Raw genomic sequence first — 16914 nt, 5'->3', positions numbered from 1 at the left:
AAATCTGCACTTTTGCAATACAGCGTAATGACACCCATACAGGCCCTTCAAAAATATTTCGGATACAACCAGTTCAGGCTTTCGCAGGAGGCTATAATAAACAATGTTTTAAGCAAGCAGGACACTTTAGTACTGATGCCAACCGGTGGCGGTAAATCGCTTTGCTATCAGCTGCCCGCCGTATTGCTGGATGGCCTGACCATAGTGATATCGCCGCTCATCGCCTTGATGAAGGACCAGGTAGACAGCCTGAACCTTACTGGCATACCGGCGGCTTTCCTAAACTCCAGCCAAAGCACCGAAGAGCAGAAGGATATTGCCATCCAATTAAAAAACAATGAGATAAGGCTGCTTTACATCGCGCCCGAACGTTTATTTGGTGCCGATAACCGCATGATGGCTTTCCTGAAAACGCTTAACGTGGTACAGATAGCCATTGACGAGGCGCATTGCATTTCGCAATGGGGGCACGATTTCCGGCCCGAGTACCTGATGCTGGCCGGGTTAAAAAAAGAGTTTCCGGGCGTGCCGGTAATTGCCTTAACAGCTACTGCCGATAAGCTCACCCAAAAAGATATTTTAGAGAAGCTAAACCTGCACCAACCCGCGGTTTTTATCTCGTCGTTCAACCGCGAAAACATAACGTACCGTGTTAACCCTAAAAAGAGAAGCTTTAACCAACTGCTTGCTTTTTTGAATGAGCGGAAAGAGGATTCAGGTATTATTTATTGCCTGTCGCGAAAATCGACAGAATCGCTGGCCGATGACCTGAAAGAAGAAGGTTATGCCGCGGCAGCATACCACGCAGGGCTAAGCAACGAGGTAAAAGCCCGCAATCAGGAAGCTTTTCTGAAGGATGAAATAAAGATAATTGTAGCAACTATCGCCTTTGGCATGGGCATTAATAAAAGCAATGTGCGCTACGTGGTGCATATGGACCTGCCCAAAAACATAGAAGGCTACTACCAGGAAACCGGCCGCGCAGGAAGGGATGGTTTACCTTCAGACGCGCTGCTGCTATACTCGCCCGGTGATGCCATTAAACTTCGCGGGTTTGCCACCGTAGACAATAACCCCCAGCAAAGCGCCATTATGCTAAAAAAGCTGGACGATATGGTCAACTATTGCCAGTTACATGCCTGCCGTCGGCAGTTTTTAATGCATTATTTTGATGAGCCGTTCGCGGATAACTGCGGCTCATGCGATTTTTGTTTGAGTGAGTTTGTAAAGTTCGACGGTACGCTTATAGCCCAAAAGGCGCTTTCGGCAGTAGCGCGGTTAAAGGAACGGTTTGGGGCCAACTACCTGATAGATTTTCTGCGTGGGTCGAGGAGTGAAAAGATCTGGCCAGATCATAAAGCGCTAAAAACTTATGGCGCCGGCGCCGATATCAGCAAAGCCGACTGGCAGCGCTACCTGCGCGAATTGATAGCGCAAGGGTTTTTACGCATCAGCGAGGAAGGGTATTCGGCCATACAGCTTACGCCAAAAAGTGAGGCCGTGCTAATGGGAGAGTTGACGGTTGAACTGGTAGCGTCAGAAACTACTATCGAACAGGAGCAGGAGGCATTAAGTTACGAAGCCGAACTGCTTGCCAACCTGCGTAAAAAGCGCCAGGAGATTGCCCTTGGTGAAAACCTGCCGGCATATATTATTTTATCAGATGCTACCCTGTTGGAAGTAGCCACCTACCTGCCGCAGAAAATGGATGAGCTACGGCTTATATCCGGTTTCGGGGATGTAAAGCTGGCCAAATACGGCCGCGAATTTTTGGCTATTGTCAATAGTTATAGCCGGGAGAAGGGTTTAAAATCGCGCATAGCTCAAAAAGCAGTCAAACACGAGCGCAAGTCTAAAACGAAACCTGGTAAACCCTCCGACACTTTTAAGGTAACCTTTGAATTGTACAAGTCAGGCAAAACCGTTGCAGAAATAGCCGGTAAACGGGGCTTATCGCCCACCACCATCGAAGGTCATTTAAGCCGTTTTGTACAAACCGGAGAACTGGATGTGCGCGAATTTGTTAATGAAACCAAGATACCTGCCATAAAAGACGCGGTTGAAAGTTACGGCAGCGAAACGCTTTCGCCCTTAAAAGAAATATTGGGCGAAGCTTATACGTACGGCGAAATAAAGGCCGTTATTGCCTGGATGGATTTTAAGCAGAAAGCCGAAGGCTAAAAGCATATATATTATATTTGTTTTATATGATCACCATCGAACACTTGTATCAACTATACCTGCAGCACCCGGTTATTAGTACCGATACCCGTAAAATAACGCCGGGCAGTTTATTTTTTGCATTAAAAGGTGATAAGTTTGATGCCAACACATTTGCCCAAAAAGCAGTTGAGGCGGGTGCAGCATACGCGATTATTGACAACCTGGTCTATGCGACAGGCGACAAATTTTTACTGGTTGAAGACGTGTTAACTGCCTTACAGGACCTTGCAAGGCACCACCGCCGTCAGTTAAATATCCCTGTTATAGGGCTTACCGGCACTAATGGCAAAACCACCACCAAGGAACTGATCAATGCTGTGCTGGCGCAGCGTTTTAAAACGCTGGCAACACAGGGCAACCTTAATAACCATATCGGGGTACCGCTTACCATCCTTACTGTTGATAGCTCGCACGAGATGGCTGTGATAGAAATGGGCGCCAATCACCAAAAGGAGATCGCGCTGCTTTGCACTATAGCGCAGCCCACGCACGGCCTGATAACCAATGTTGGCAAGGCCCATCTGGAAGGCTTTGGCGGTGTTGAGGGGGTAAAAAAAGGCAAGGGAGAATTATATGATTATTTAGCTAAGTCCGAAAGTGAGAAAGTGGCTTTTATAAATAGCGACGATAAGGTTTTGCGGGAGATGCAGGAGGCACGAGGCTTAAACAACGTGGTTTACTATGGCAAAAACAGCGATCCGCATAATTTGATAAGCGGTAAGCTGCTGGATAACGCTCCTTTCCTGAGTTTAAAATGGCACAATAAGAACAGCTTATCATACAACGTAAAGTCGCGATTAACAGGCTCGTACAACCTTGACAATATATTGGCAGCCATTTGTATAGGGTCTTTTTTTGGTTTAAATTCTGATGAGATCAACCAGGGAATAGAAGGCTACCAGCCAAAAAACAACCGCTCGCAGATCATGCAAACAGCTACCAACACCCTTATTTGCGATTTTTACAACGCAAACCCAAGCAGTATGTTTGTGGCTATTGACAACATGGATAAAGTGAAGGCGGAGCGTAAAGTGATGATACTGGGCGACATGTTTGAAATGGGCCTGGAATCCGCTGCGGAACATACCTCGGTTATCCGAAAAGCAATGGGCGCGCATGTTGATGAGCGGATATTTATTGGAAAGGATTTTTCGAGCCAGCAGTCGGAAGTGCAAAACAGCAATCTGCTAAACACCAGCTTCTATCTTACAGCCGAGGACGCTATCATTGGCATAAAACAAAATCCTATAACAAATGCCACTATCCTGATCAAAGGGTCGCGCGGAATGGCGTTTGAGCGATTGGTGGAGTTGTTTTAGTTTGCCTGCAAATTATGCTTGCATCGCCAGCTCCGCCACTTCTTCTCCAACTAAACTACCCATCGCTACACCCATACCGTTACAGCGCACGGCGCAGAATACACCAGGCTCAACCTGTTTTACTATGGGTGTTATCTCATCGCCGAAACCCATAATGCCGCTCCACCAATAGTCTATCCCGGTGTTTTGATCGGGCAGGATAACATGATGCAGGTAATCGATCAGTTTTTGTTTAACTACTTCGGTGTGTCCAAATTCCGGGGTTTCTTCCGCGGCAAAGTCAAGGTTACGGCCGCCGCCGAAAAGCAGCCGGCCATCAATATTGCGGAAGTAATAATATCCCTGGTTAAAATGGAAAGTGCCTTTTAGTTTTAAACCGGCAACGGCCTTGGTCACCAACACTTGTCCGCGGCCGGGCGTTACCTGCAAATCGGGGTAAAGTTGCCTGGTAAAGGCATTGGTAGCCATGATAACCTTTTTAGCTGTAAAACACCCCTGCAGGGATGTTAACCTAATAACCCAACCCTCGTTGTGAATGGCCGATATCTCGCACCCATTTAAAACCAATACGTCTTTCTGGTAACATTTATTCAGCAGGGTACGCATCATTTTACCGGTATTTATTTGTCCCTCATAAGGATTGTAGATCATCCTGCTTACGCCTTTAAACCCAAAGCCTGCAATTTTAGCATCCGCAACTGCATAAATGTCATGCTTATCTATCACAGGTTTTAACATTATATTTAACCTACCGATGCTATCCATTGCTTCCTGCGCATTGGCTTCTTCACCAGGCATAAAAAGTTCATACCCACCATGCTGGTGATAATCTATATTTTCATCTCCAAGGTTCTGCCGCAGGCGTTGCAGGCCCCGCCATTTATAACTTGCCAGCCGCGCAACTTCCTCTTCTGATGAATGCTTAAGCGCTTCCAATTGTTCTGAAACCGTGCCGAAACATGCAAAACCGGCATTTTTAGTACTGGCGCCGCTGGGTAAAAAGCCACGCTCTAAAACAAGCACCTTTAACCCCGGCTGCTGGTTTTTTAAATGCAGTGCGGCGCTAAGGCCCACAATACCGCTGCCGATGATGATCACGTCGGCATTATCAATAAAGGCGGTACGCTCCCAGTACGAGAAGTTGTTTGACATTAAGTCAAAAGTAAAAAGTAAAAATGCAAAACAGCACTATTGCCCAACTCATTTTTTTGGATTATTAATATGGAATACTTTTTGAATTGTGTTATTTATAAAACTATTGAGAAATGATAAACCTACTATTTGTATCGTATAATTCTGCCTGGCTGCTTATGATAGTAATTGCCTTGGTAAGCTTTATTGTGCAGTGGCGTTTTAAAAGCAAGTTCAAGCAATATTCTGAAATGCCTTTATTATCCGGGCTTTCGGGGAAGGAGGTGGCCGAACGTATGCTGAAAGATAACGGCATTTACGATGTACAGGTAATTTCTGTTGAAGGCCAGTTAACAGACCATTACAACCCCGAAAACAAAACCGTTAACCTTAGCCCTGATGTATACCACAGCCGCAGCGTGGCGGCTGCGTCGGTTGCCGCGCACGAATGCGGCCACGCCGTACAGCATGCCAAAGCTTATAGCTGGCTTGGTTTCCGCTCGGCAATGGTACCGGTAGTTAACGTAGCATCGACCCTGATCCAATGGACACTGATGATTGGCATTATGCTGCTGTTTTTTACACATAGCCCCTATGTGCTGGCTATCGGGGTTGTTGCATTAGCCTTAGTAACCCTGTTTAGCTTTATTACACTGCCCGTAGAGTTTGACGCCAGCCGACGCGCATTGGCGTGGCTAAATAACAATTATACCGTAATGCAAACCCGCGATGAGCACGAGCAGGCCAAAGATGCCCTTTGGTGGGCCGCCATGACTTATGTTGTAGCTGCTCTTGGTTCGCTGGCAACATTGGTTTACTATGCATCGTTCCTGTTTAACAGGAGGGATTAGGTAGAGACGCAAGATAATTAGATTTAAGAATCAAGATAAAAAGTCGCCCTCAATTACCGGGGGCGGCTTTTTTTTATGGGTTATTGTAACACTTTGTTTTACTGCGCCGTCATGCATATGTTATGAAACTGTATGTATGGGTAAGCCTTGTGATAGCGTTGGCGCTGTCGGGCTGCAAAAAAGACAAAAACGATGGGGGCATTATAATACCGCCAAACCCGGTAGAAACCGCGCCGGTAACCGGCGATACGAAGCCTTCATCAGCAGGTATTGTGTACCGCACGCTTAACATGAAGGTAGGTTACCATAAAAATATTTTTTTAGACGCCAATGCCGATGGCATAATAGATATCAGCTTTTCGGGCGTTCTCATTATGCACGATGGCAAGCAGCATTTGTACCTTTCGGCATATGGCAAAACCACAGGGGGCAATAAGCTATTTGTAAAAAAAGGCGAAGAGTTGGTTAATGGCGGCCTATGGGCATATCCTTTTAACAAAGATGAGGATATTGAGCCAACAGCAGGCAATGAAGTTAAGTTTACCGCGCCGCAGCAAAAGGCATCTATCCTGAGTATCATTTCAACCGGGGCGCAAACCCAGGCAGAGGGCCTGTGGGCAAACAAATCAGACAAATACCTGGGGTTTGCTTTAAAGATGAATGGCGAACCTCATTTCGGTTGGATAAAGATCAGCCACGATATTGCAAGCAACGAAATAATAGTGAGTGAGTACGCTTACAGCAAAATTCCGGGCGGGGATATCATCGCCGGCGAAAAATAGTTTTTTTAGTTTAATTAGTTTAGTGTTAAGGCCGCCTTGTAGGGCGGCTTTTTTTTACCCACACTACTAAAGGGAACCGATAACACAAAATTCAATACTTTAATGTTATGTTTAATCATGGCATCAACCGAGAACCAAAAAGACTGGCGCTTTAAGCTGCACGAGATTATTTACGAAAGTAACACGCGGGCAGGTAAAGCTTTTGATGTTGGCCTGTTGATAGCCATTTTTACCAGCATTATTGTAGTGATGCTGGATAGTGTGCAAAGCATTCATGGCCGGTATGGCCACATTTTTAAATACCTTGAGTGGGTTTATACTATACTGTTTACAATAGAATATACGCTCAGGCTCATCAGCATTAAAAAACCCTGGAAATATGTATTCAGCCCCCTGGGTATTATTGATCTTATTGCGCTGATACCGTCTTATTTGAGTATATTTTTTATAGGTGCCCAATCACTCCTCGTATTCAGGGCATTGCGGCTGCTGCGTGTTTTCAGGATATTTAAGTTGAGCCGCTTTTTAACGGAGATAAATTTTTTAACGGTTGCCTTAAAAGGAAGCCTGCGTAAGATCAGCATATTCCTGCTCACGGTATTATCGCTAACGGTAATATTAGGGTCGGTAATGTACCTGGTAGAAAGGCGCGAGAACGGCTTCTCTAACATCCCCGAAAGCATTTACTGGGCAATAGTTACTATTACCACTGTTGGCTACGGCGATATTTCGCCTGTTACGCCTACAGGCAAATTTGTGGCATCAATTGTAATGCTGATAGGTTATGCCATTATAGCGGTGCCAACGGGTATCCTAACCCACGACCTGGCGATTGCCGCGCGTCAGAAAAAGGAATTACCGGAATCGTGCCCAACCTGCGGGCGGGAAGGGCATGACGGGGACGCGTCTTTCTGTAAATTTTGCGGTTCTGCTTTGTTGTAAATTAATTATTGGCCTTAGTGTAGCGTTTACGCTATCGCCTGCGTAATGAAGTTGATCGCCTATGATCTTGCTTTACTATGTATCGCATATGCCTCCCTGAGATAGCCGGCCAGCTTCTTTACAGGCAGAATGGTCTTTAGTTTGATCGTTGTTTAGGAAGGCTGCCTTAGGGCAGCCTTTTATTTTTGGCATAAAAAAGCCCCGGTATCTCTGCCGGGGCGTATATATTTTATCTTCTTCCAAAAATTGGGGAAGGCCCATTTAATTTAACCTGTACGGCGCTATCAAATAAAATTCCGGGATCTGTACATTAAAAACTGAATTGTCCAGCAAGCGCTCCATCTGGTATTCGCCCTTCATGCTGCCCATATCTGTTTTAAGGTTACAGCCGCTTACATACTCGTGCGAGTTGCCCGGTTCAATAACCGGCTGCAGGCCCACAACACCTTCTCCCTCTACTTCGCGCTTAGCGCCGTTAGAATCAAAAATGTACCAGTGCCGGCTTACCAAACGCACGGCATAGTTACCCATGTTCTCGATATTCACCTTATAGGCAAACATAAAGTGGTCATTCATGGGGTTCGAATACTCGGGCTGGTAAATTGTTTCAACTGAAACCTTAACACCTTCAGTTATGGTAGTGGCCATTTTTTATTATCTCTTACCTCAAATATATAGCATAACAACAAATATTACGCCATTTCAAAAGCATATTTTTTTTCTACCTGTGCTAAAATATCCATTATTTCTTCAATGGTACCGGCGGTAACCAATTGCATACGATGCTCTTTAAAATCAGGAACGCCTTTAAAATAATTGCTGTAGTGGCGGCGCATTTCAAAAATGCCCGTCCTGAGGCCTTTCCACTCGACAGATTTCTGCAGGTGGGTTTTGCAAACTTCTATACGTTCGGCAATGGTTGGTTTATCCAAATGCTGGCCGGTTTTAAAGTAGTGTTTTACCTCTCGGAATATCCACGGGTAGCCAATAGCCGCCCGGCCAATCATCATACCATCCACACCGTATTCCATGCGCCAGTTTGCCGCTTTCTCGGGCGAATCGATATCGCCGTTTCCAAAAATCGGGATATGTATCCTTGGGTTCTTTTTTATCTTGCTTATCAGGGTCCAGTCGGCAACTCCCTTATACATCTGCGACCGGGTACGGCCATGTATGGTTAAGGCCTTTATGCCAACATCCTGCAGGCGCTCGGCAACTTCATAAACATTTTTTGTGTTGTCATCCCAACCTAAGCGCGTTTTCACAGTAACGGGCAAATGCGTAGCGTTAACAACCGCTTTGGTCATGGCTACCATTTTATCAATGTCCTGTAAAAGGCTTGCACCCGCGCCACGGCACGCCACCTGTTTTACGGGGCAGCCGTAATTAATATCCATCAGGTCGGGGCCTGCCTGGGTGGCAATTTCGGTAGCCTCGCGCATGTGGTCGATATCGCTGCCGAAGATCTGGATGCCTATCGGGCGTTCATACTCAAAAATATCAAGCTTTTGCCGGCTTTTAGCGGCATCACGGATCAACCCTTCTGATGAGATAAACTCGGTGTACATCATATCCGCGCCGTTTTGCTTGCAGACGTAACGGAAAGGCGGATCGCTCACATCTTCCATCGGGGCCAGCAGCAGCGGGAATTCTCCTAAATCAATATTTCCTATTTGTACAGACATGGGTTATATTCGTGCAAATTTACGAAATTTAACTATATGGTAAAAAGTGCTGTGAATCAAATATCTCCGGCAAAGCAATTCCTGCTTTTCGTGGCAGTTTTTGGGGCGGTATTTATAGTTGGGAATTTACTGGGCATTGCCATTATTGCGGCGACCTACGGTTTAAGCCTGGTAATGGATATAGCCCGCTTAAACTTTAGCAACCCGCAAAGCATTACAGCGCTATACATTTTACAAATAGTTACTACTACTATCCCCATTTTTGTGGCGCCCATGCTTTTTGCATACTGGGTAATGAAAAACCCGCGCGAGTATATAAAACCAAGCTTCCGTCTCCCCTGGATGCTTTTTGTTATAACTTTTTTCGTGATGCTGATATCATCGCCTTTAATTGAATTTTTGGGCAACCTGAACCAGCAAATGGCGCTGCCCCGGTGGCTGCACGGCCTTGAGCAATGGATGAAAAGCAGCGAAGAAAGCGCCCGCCAGATCACCGTTGCCATACTAAAAATGAATACCGTTTGGGATTGCATCAAAAACATCATCCTTATTGGTTTTTTAACTGCCGTTGCCGAAGAATTTATGTTTAGGGGCGGCCTGCAAACCATTTTTACCAAATGGACAAAAAATACCCATGTAGCCATTTGGGTAACCGCCGCTATTTTCAGCGCCTTCCACATGGAATTTTACGGCTTTTTGCCCCGCTTGTTGCTGGGCGCGTTGTTTGGTTATTTTACCGCTTACAGCGGCAGCATATGGCCGGCAGTTTGGGGTCATTTTTTAAACAATGGCACCGCGGTGCTTGTAACATACCTTTATCAAAAAAGGCATATTAAGGTAAATCCCGACGATACGCATGTATTTAGTTATCCGGCTTATATATTTAGCGGGTTAATTATTATAATTTTGCTGTTAGTTTATAAAAAGATAGCATTGGAGAAAAAAATTAACCCTGCACTACATGGAAAAGAACTGGGTTAAAATTTATACATCTCAAAACTTTTACCGGTCAGAGATCATCAAACAAGTGCTTACCGGATACCAGATAGATGCGGTGCTGCTTAACAAGCAGGCCTCATCGCACCAGGCTTTTGGCGATATCGAGGTGTATATACACCAGGAAGATTTTAGCCGCGCTATCGAGATCATGATTTTGAACCAAATTAATTTATGAAGACACGCGCCATAACGGGCTTTTTTTTTATTATAATTATGCTTGGGTCGTTTTTACTGGGAAACCATGTATTCGCGGCTTTTTATTTAGCGCTTAGCTGCTTTTGCCTGTACGAGTTTTATTCGCTTATTAAAAAGGATACGGCAACCCCAAATATTCCGGCAGGGCTACTGAGCGGCGCTTTTCTTTATTGCGCGTTTGCTTTGCTTAACCATGCAGGCATGTTTGGCCAGCCCGCCTTAAAGGGCCTCCACTTAGCCTACGGCTTGCTTTTTATATTTGTGTTGAGCATAGGCCTGGTTTTTATACGCGAGCTGTTTAAAATATCCGTAGCGCCGTTTGCCAACATCGCCTACACCTTAATGGGCATGGCCTTTGTTATTATGCCCTTTACCTTTTTTCATGCGCTGGCTTATATCAATCACGATTACAACTTTCATATACCAATGGCATTTTTACTTATGCTTTGGAGTAACGATACAGGCGCTTACCTGGTGGGCATGAGCATTGGCCGTACAAAGCTATTTGAGCGGCACTCACCAAAAAAAACGTGGGAAGGCTTTATCGGCGGCGTGGTTATCAGCGCCGGGGTTGGCTATATTATCAGCTTGTATTATCCGGAGCTTAGCTGGAAACACTGGGTATCTGTAGGGATACTGATCTCGTGTTTTGGCACACTGGGCGACCTGGTAGAATCTATGTTCAAGCGCAGCATCAACATCAAAGACTCGGGCACCATATTGCCGGGCCATGGTGGTTTGCTCGACAGGTTCGACGGGTTACTGCTGGCAGCCCCGGTTGTATATACTTACTTATACTTTGCTTTAAATTTTTAATTTTGTAAATACTTATTACATTATATAATGACTTTTCATAAAGAAGGATATACATCACTTGCCATTACGGTACTGTTTATATTTGTGCTGAATTTTCTGGTATCGTTTTATTTACCCGAGGCGCACGTTGTAAAATGGATAGTTTATATCCTGTCGTTTTTACTGTTTGTAACCATCGTACAGTTTTTCCGCAGCCCTATTTTACATATCAAGGCCGAAGAATCGCAAGTACTTTGCCCTGCAGATGGCAAGGTGGTGGTGATCGAAGAAACTGAAGAAACTGAGTTTTTTAAGGACAGGCGCATCCAGCTATCGGTGTTTATGTCGCCGGTTAATGTGCATGTAAACCGCAACCCCATAAGCGGGGTGATTAAATATTTCAAATATCACCCGGGCAAATACTTAGTGGCCTGGCACCCCAAATCGTCAACCGAGAACGAACGCACTACCGTAGTGACCGAGAACAGCGAAGGCACGCAGATATTGTTTAGACAGATAGCCGGGGCGCTTGCCCGCCGTATTGTATGGTACGTTAAAGAAGGCGACGTAGTTGAGCAAGGCCAACAATTCGGCTTTATAAAATTCGGGTCAAGGGTGGATATTTTCCTTCCGTTAGGTACCCGCATCAACGTGGAGCTTAACCAGGTAGTAAAAGGCGGGCGTACAGTGCTGGCCGAACTAACAAATAATGTCGCCCTGCCTGATGAAACATCGGATGTAATGGAAACGGCGCACATCCCTGACGTTGATAAACCCTTATCTGACGAGCATGGCGCAGAGACCCTGGTGATAGAACACGATCTGGAGAAAGAGGCCGCTAAACCAAAACCCGCGGCCCCGGCAAAAAAACCAGCCGCGAAAGCTGCTGCCAAACCCAAAACGGTTAAAAAAGAAGATAAGAAATAAGCATCCTACAATATGTTTTAAAGCCCCGGTGTGTTGCACCGGGGCTTTTTTGTTACATACGTATAGTCAATCCGTCATTGCGAGGTACGAAGCAATCTTAAATTTGGCATAACCACTTAGCATGTGAAGAGATTGCTTCGTACCTCGCAATGACGCGCGGGAAAAGGGATAGTCAAACCTTCATCAACACAAAAAAACCCGCCCATTTACCGGGCAGGTTTTAATATTGTATATGTATCCGCCTTGCGGCGAAAGATAATTAAACCCTTTTTGATTTGATACGGGCTGCTTTACCGGTAAGGGCACGCAGGTAGTAAAGTTTAGCGCGACGTACTTTACCAACGCTGTTAACTTCAACTTTATCGATATTTGGAGAGTTGTAAGGGAAGATACGCTCAACACCTATGCCGTTAGAAACTTTACGTACGGTGAAGGTTTCGCTGTTGCCAACGCTGTTGCGTTGTAAAACAACACCCTGGTAAACCTGTATACGCTCTTTATTACCTTCTCTGATTTTATAATGCACGCTAACAGTATCACCGGCCTTAAACGACGGGAAGGTATTCTTAACTACTGATTGCTCTTCTACAAATTTTACTAAATCCATGATTTTTAGCTCTTAAAGCGATTTTTAACCCGTAAAAATCGGAGTGCAATAATAAGGATATTATTTGAATTTTGAAAACCTATTTTAAAAATTTCCACAATTTGTGTTTTGTCCACAAGATGCGTTGATTTTTGGGTAATTTAATTGATTATGAGGGTAGTTTAAATCATGCTACTATTCACCATTTACCCAATCAACTCCTCCCTGATTTACTCCAACAGATCGGGCCGGCGTTGTTTGGTCCGCTCCAAAGCTTGTTCAAAACGCCATTTTTCTACCTCGGGGGTGTTGCCGCTTAATAATACTGCCGGTACCTTGTGCCCGTTCCAGTCGGCCGGCCGGGTGTAAACCGGGGCATCGAGCATGTCATCCTGGAAAGAATCTGACAGGGCCGAAGTTTCATCGCTCAGTACGCCCGGTATCAATCGTACAACAGCATCAACCAGTACCGCAGCGGGCAACTCGCCGCCCGATAGTACATAGTCGCCTATGGAAATTTCGCGGGTAACGTAAATGTCGCGGATACGCTGGTCTATCCCTTTATAGTGGCCGCACAGTATAATAATATTCTGTTTAATGGATAGTTGGTTGGCTATCCCCTGGTTCAACGTTTCGCCATCAGGGCTCATAAAAATGATCTCGTCGTACTCGCGTTCGCTTTTCAGCTTATCAATGCAGGCCGCAAATGGCTGTATGGTCATCACCATACCACTGCCGCCGCCGTAAGGGTAATCGTCAACACTTTTTTGCTTGCCTGTGGCATAGTCGCGCAGGTTGTGCACCACAATTTCGGCAACGCCTTTTTTTTGGGCGCGCTGTAAGATGGAGTGGGCAAAAGGACTTTCGAGCAAGCCCGGCAAAACAGTTATGATATCGAAACGCATGGGGCAAATTTAGTAATTAGTGATTTGTGAATAGAGATTAGTTTTGATCTGGATTCTTGAATCCTGACTCTTGCTTCTTGACTCTCCTAAATCTTCTTCTGTATTTGCCAGCAATGGCCAAACGGATCGATGATATCGCCCTGGCGTAAACCGTAATCAAAGTCCTGCACTGGCGAGGTTATTTTAGCGCCGGCAGCTACCGCCTGTTCTACAACGGTATCCACATCTTCTACAAAAATATTTACCGATACCGTGCTGGCACCGGCTTTTTGCGGACTTACCAGCTTGGTTTCCCATTGCTCGTGAATATGAAACATTGCCCCGCCCATAGAAAGTTCTACTACGTGAATAGTGCCATCATCATTGCTGAAGCGCCGCAGTTCTTCGGCGCCAAAGGCACGGGTGTAAAAGCTTACATCAGTTATGCCATTTGGGATGATCAGCATGGGTGCAAATACTACTTGTGTTGCCATACGCTAATTTATACAATAGTTTTAATCGCCATCTTCCAGTTCAAAAATAGCCTCTACAGGTTTATCAAATACCCGGGCAATTTTCAAGGCCAATACTGTTGACGGCACGTATTTGTTGCTCTCGATGGTATTAATGGTTTGGCGCGATACCCCAATAGCATCGGCCAGATCGGCTTGTGTTATATTTTTTATGGCGCGTTCTACGCGCAGTGTATTTTTCATGATTTGCGCGGGTTATAAAATGCCAAGCGTTAAATTGTTTTTTTGCTCATGCCCATCCTCCTGTTTGATCTTATATAACCTGTAATTAAATACCAGTAAAAATATGGCAGGAATGGTTGATAGGTTTATCAGCATTACCAAAATAAAATCGGGGCCATAAACAAGCACACTGCTAACGATTAAAATAATGTAATTAGCATACACCGCGATTTGCATGGCGCTTAACCGCACGCTGCTAATGTATTCGTCCTCCTGCTTTTCTTTTGAATACACCCATAACAGCATTGCAAACGGCAGCACGTACAGGATATCCCCACTCAGGTCGTCGTTACTATTGGTTATTGCCGATATAGCCACTATCAAAATTAATACGACCGTTAAAATTTTACCCAGTAACCGGTAGGGCTTATTGGGTAAAAACCTTACAGCACTTACGGTATATTCATTTTTACTTTTAAAAAGCAAGTAATAAAAGCGGCCGATAAAAATTATAAGCGGTGTAAACAAGTTGTATATCATAAACGCAAACTTATCGCTAAATAGGTCAACCACGTCTTCTACTCCTTTTATATTGATGTACGCGTTTAATAAACTCAGCGCCATAAATAAGCCATAACAGGCATAGTTAACCAATATACCCCAATACAGTGCATTAAGCCGTATTTTGGCCGTTAGCTCGTCCTCATGTTTTTGCTTGCTAAAAGCAATAAATAGCAAACCGGTAATTACCAGGGCAAGCGCCAGTTCGTTGGTAAAGTTTTCGTAGGCCGGTAAAAAAAGCTCGCTGCTTTTTCTGAGCTGCATGCCAAAACCAGGTATCTTATAATCGTTGTATACTGTTAAGTAACCCAGCACCAGGCCCGGAATAGTTAAAAGCCACCCTATGGCCCTTAATCTATGTGGAAATAATAAGTTCGATCTCATGGTCTTAAGGTTTTAATTATGACAGGTCGGTTTCTTTCCCGGCGTCCTGGTTCAGGCGATAGATCATCCAGCGAAAACGGATTATGAAAAATGCAAGCGGCGCCCAAACCGACATTAAAATTATGTGCATCAGCTCCATGGTGTTGGTAAATATAACCGCAACAGCCAGTAAAAAATAATTTAAATAAACCGCCCATTGCAACGACTCCAATCTGATAAGCGATATATGCTCGTCCTCTGTTCTTTCTTTTGAAAAGGCGATGAACAATAGCCCGAAAAGCAGGAGTAACGCGGTAATGTCATGAGAAAGCTTCATGCCGGGTTCGGGGTCGTGATGCAGTTCTTGCGCAAAACCGTGCGGGTGCAATATTTTAAAAAGGATAGCGAACAGGATAACCGCTATAAAACAGCCGTACCCTATTTTTCGGAAATAATGAGGGAATAAGAATCGAGGTTTCATGGTTGTAAAGTTTGATTTACCAAATGTAAAGCAAACTTTACAAATGTCAAATAAATTTGACATTTTATTTTTTAAGCGGGAAAGGGCGCTTATCCTTCTAAATAAACATCCAATAACCCTTCCGGCAGGTCGATATATATTTCACCGCCTTCAACGTCAATGCCTTTAATGATCTCCACATTAAGCGGAAACAGTACTTCTTTATTTTTAAAGTTGACCGATGCGATAAGCTGCTGCGGGTATTCAACCACATCCAGTATCTCCCCCAGTTCGCCGTGGGTCTCGTCAACGGCAATAAAGCCCTTTACATCTTTCAGGGTAAATTCTTCTTTTTTCTTTTTAGGCTTTACCTTATTGGGCAGGTAAATATCCTTTTTTACCAGCATCGCGGCTTTTTCAATTGTATCAACGTCCTCAAGGTTCAGGTAGGCCTGGTTTTTTTGCAAAAACTTTATCGAGCTTACAAAGTACGGCACCAGTTTGCCGGCAATATCCACAAACAGCGATTTGATCTTGATATTATCGGCACCGTCAAAATCAATGTATACCTGCATTTCGCCCTTAAGGCCCTTGGTTTTTAAAATGCTGCCTAGCCTGAAACAATCCTCGGTTTTCATACAATAAACTTTAAATAACAATGGCGAAGAACCCGTTGGGTTGCTTCGCCATTTTCTTTAGAACTTACGTCCAAATAATTACTCTGCGCTTTCCGCTTCAGTTTCGGTATCGGCAGCAGCGGCTTCACCTTCAGCAGGTGCTTCGGTTTCAGCTACGGCTTCTTCTTCTACTTCTTCAGCTACAGGAGCGTTCTTAGCAGCAATTGCTGCAGCTTTATCTTCTTTCTTTTTAGCTTCAGCGATCAAAGCCAGTTTGCGGGCTTCGTCTTTTGCAGCGTTAAGATTTGATTTTTTACCTGTTATTTTGCTGTCTTTTTGGTCTAACCACTCAGCAAATTTAGTTTCTGCCTGCTCTTCGGTTAAAGCACCTTTTTTAACACCGCCTTGTAAGTGTTTTTTGTATAATACGCCTTTATATGACAGTATTGCACGGCAGGTGTCTGTTGGCTGTGCGCCATTGTTAACCCACTCAAGCGTTTTTTCGAAATTGATGTCGATTGTAGCCGGGTTAGTGTTAGGGTTGTATGAGCCTACACGCTCAATAAAACGACCGTCTCTTGGAGCACGGGCATCTGCTACTACGATGTAATAAAAAGGTTTACCTTTTTTACCGTGTCTTTGCAGTCTGATCTTAGTTGCCATTCTTTAGTTTTTATGTATTCAACATTATCCCCGGAGTTCTTTCTGCGGGGATGCAAAAGTATGAATTAATATTTATATATAAAAGGCTTATAATTAAATAGTAACGGCCGTCCTTTTCACTGCCGCGTTGTTTATTGATCAACGGTTACCAAAAGCGGGATAATTTTGTCAGGTATCATAACTTTAAATCATATTATCTCCTACCCCCCGATCACATTCCAAATATTCCCAAAAGC

Annotated in this window: 19 protein-coding genes and 1 pseudogene; 9 read left to right on the top strand and 11 right to left on the bottom strand. The window is 44.5% G+C overall.

Annotation, left to right across the window (positions count from 1 at the left end):
* Window positions 1-27 precede the first annotated feature (27 nt).
* Together recQ and murF are read left to right on the top strand one after the other, a co-directional pair.
* Entirely contained in the window at window positions 28-2181 is a 2154-nt protein-coding gene (gene recQ / locus GWR56_RS05345; RefSeq protein WP_162430115.1) for a DNA helicase RecQ, read from the top strand.
* A 26-nt stretch (window positions 2182-2207) separates the two neighbouring features.
* Entirely contained in the window at window positions 2208-3542 is a 1335-nt protein-coding gene (gene murF, locus GWR56_RS05340; protein WP_370463812.1) for a UDP-N-acetylmuramoyl-tripeptide--D-alanyl-D-alanine ligase, read from the top strand.
* 12 nt (window positions 3543-3554) lie between these two features.
* Here murF and GWR56_RS05335 read toward each other — a convergent pair whose 3' ends face one another.
* Entirely contained in the window at window positions 3555-4694 is a 1140-nt protein-coding gene (locus GWR56_RS05335) for an FAD-binding oxidoreductase (protein ID WP_162430114.1), read from the bottom strand.
* A gap of 113 nt (window positions 4695-4807) precedes the next feature.
* Here GWR56_RS05335 and GWR56_RS05330 point away from each other — a divergent pair, with 113 nt between their 5' ends.
* From GWR56_RS05330 to GWR56_RS05320, 3 genes are all read left to right on the top strand, one after another.
* Window positions 4808-5524 (top strand): zinc metallopeptidase, encoded by a 717-nt coding sequence (locus tag GWR56_RS05330; RefSeq protein ID WP_162430113.1) that lies wholly within the window; start codon window positions 4808-4810, stop codon window positions 5522-5524.
* 122 nt (window positions 5525-5646) lie between these two features.
* Complete coding sequence (locus GWR56_RS05325; RefSeq protein ID WP_162430112.1) at window positions 5647-6306, top strand: hypothetical protein; 660 nt, start codon at window positions 5647-5649, stop codon at window positions 6304-6306.
* 117 nt (window positions 6307-6423) lie between these two features.
* Window positions 6424-7248, top strand: coding sequence for an ion transporter (locus tag GWR56_RS05320; protein ID WP_162430111.1), 825 nt, complete (start codon window positions 6424-6426; stop codon window positions 7246-7248).
* A 261-nt stretch (window positions 7249-7509) separates the two neighbouring features.
* On the opposite strand, the gene apaG is transcribed toward GWR56_RS05320, so the two are convergent.
* Both apaG and dusB read right to left on the bottom strand, forming a co-directional pair.
* The gene (gene apaG / locus GWR56_RS05315; protein WP_162430110.1) at window positions 7510-7896 is read right to left on the bottom strand and encodes a Co2+/Mg2+ efflux protein ApaG; all 387 of its coding nucleotides are present in this window, start codon (window positions 7894-7896) and stop codon (window positions 7510-7512) included.
* 44 nt (window positions 7897-7940) lie between these two features.
* Window positions 7941-8933 (bottom strand): tRNA dihydrouridine synthase DusB, encoded by a 993-nt coding sequence (dusB, locus tag GWR56_RS05310; protein WP_162430109.1) that lies wholly within the window; start codon window positions 8931-8933, stop codon window positions 7941-7943.
* 36 nt (window positions 8934-8969) lie between these two features.
* Here dusB and GWR56_RS05305 point away from each other — a divergent pair, with 36 nt between their 5' ends.
* From GWR56_RS05305 to GWR56_RS05290, 4 genes and pseudogenes are all read left to right on the top strand, one after another.
* The gene (locus tag GWR56_RS05305; protein WP_162430108.1) at window positions 8970-9914 is read left to right on the top strand and encodes a CPBP family intramembrane glutamic endopeptidase; all 945 of its coding nucleotides are present in this window, start codon (window positions 8970-8972) and stop codon (window positions 9912-9914) included.
* Window positions 9895-10107, top strand: a complete 213-nt coding sequence (locus tag GWR56_RS05300; protein ID WP_162430107.1) for a DUF2007 domain-containing protein — start codon at window positions 9895-9897, stop codon at window positions 10105-10107. Before GWR56_RS05305 ends, GWR56_RS05300 begins: the two co-directional genes overlap by 20 nt.
* Window positions 10104-10943 (top strand): phosphatidate cytidylyltransferase, encoded by an 840-nt coding sequence (locus GWR56_RS05295; protein WP_162430106.1) that lies wholly within the window; start codon window positions 10104-10106, stop codon window positions 10941-10943. The genes GWR56_RS05300 and GWR56_RS05295 overlap by 4 nt, the downstream gene beginning before the upstream one ends.
* 27 nt (window positions 10944-10970) lie before the next feature.
* Window positions 10971-11624, top strand: a pseudogene (locus tag GWR56_RS05290) (phosphatidylserine decarboxylase family protein); the annotation flags it as partial.
* Window positions 11625-12108: 484 nt separating this feature from the next.
* Here the strand turns inward: GWR56_RS05290 and rplS are convergent.
* From rplS to GWR56_RS05250, 8 genes are all read right to left on the bottom strand, one after another.
* The gene (rplS, locus tag GWR56_RS05285) at window positions 12109-12456 is read right to left on the bottom strand and encodes a 50S ribosomal protein L19 (RefSeq protein ID WP_067056587.1); all 348 of its coding nucleotides are present in this window, start codon (window positions 12454-12456) and stop codon (window positions 12109-12111) included.
* 209 nt (window positions 12457-12665) lie between these two features.
* Window positions 12666-13340 (bottom strand): tRNA (guanosine(37)-N1)-methyltransferase TrmD, encoded by a 675-nt coding sequence (trmD, locus tag GWR56_RS05280; RefSeq protein ID WP_162430105.1) that lies wholly within the window; start codon window positions 13338-13340, stop codon window positions 12666-12668.
* Between the two features lie 86 nt (window positions 13341-13426).
* The gene (locus tag GWR56_RS05275) at window positions 13427-13813 is read right to left on the bottom strand and encodes a VOC family protein (RefSeq protein ID WP_162430104.1); all 387 of its coding nucleotides are present in this window, start codon (window positions 13811-13813) and stop codon (window positions 13427-13429) included.
* A gap of 21 nt (window positions 13814-13834) precedes the next feature.
* The gene (locus GWR56_RS05270; protein WP_162430103.1) at window positions 13835-14035 is read right to left on the bottom strand and encodes a helix-turn-helix transcriptional regulator; all 201 of its coding nucleotides are present in this window, start codon (window positions 14033-14035) and stop codon (window positions 13835-13837) included.
* A gap of 12 nt (window positions 14036-14047) precedes the next feature.
* Window positions 14048-14959 carry a hypothetical protein gene (locus tag GWR56_RS05265; RefSeq protein WP_162430102.1) on the bottom strand — a complete coding sequence of 304 codons (912 nt, stop codon included), beginning with the start codon at window positions 14957-14959 and terminating at the stop codon, window positions 14048-14050.
* A gap of 16 nt (window positions 14960-14975) precedes the next feature.
* Window positions 14976-15419, bottom strand: a complete 444-nt coding sequence (locus GWR56_RS05260; RefSeq protein ID WP_162430101.1) for a hypothetical protein — start codon at window positions 15417-15419, stop codon at window positions 14976-14978.
* Window positions 15420-15508: 89 nt separating this feature from the next.
* On the bottom strand, window positions 15509-16036 hold the full coding sequence (gene rimM, locus GWR56_RS05255) for a ribosome maturation factor RimM (protein WP_162430100.1): 528 nt from the start codon (window positions 16034-16036) through the stop codon (window positions 15509-15511).
* Window positions 16037-16114: 78 nt separating this feature from the next.
* Window positions 16115-16678 (bottom strand): 30S ribosomal protein S16, encoded by a 564-nt coding sequence (locus tag GWR56_RS05250; RefSeq protein WP_162430099.1) that lies wholly within the window; start codon window positions 16676-16678, stop codon window positions 16115-16117.
* Between the last annotated feature and the right edge of the window lie 236 nt (window positions 16679-16914).

The organism is Mucilaginibacter sp. 14171R-50, from assembly GCF_010093045.1.
In the GTDB taxonomy this organism is placed as follows: Bacteria; Bacteroidota; Bacteroidia; order Sphingobacteriales; family Sphingobacteriaceae; genus Mucilaginibacter.
The sequence above is the reverse complement of the archived record's forward strand: the minus strand, read 5'-3'. Positions and strand labels throughout refer to the sequence as shown.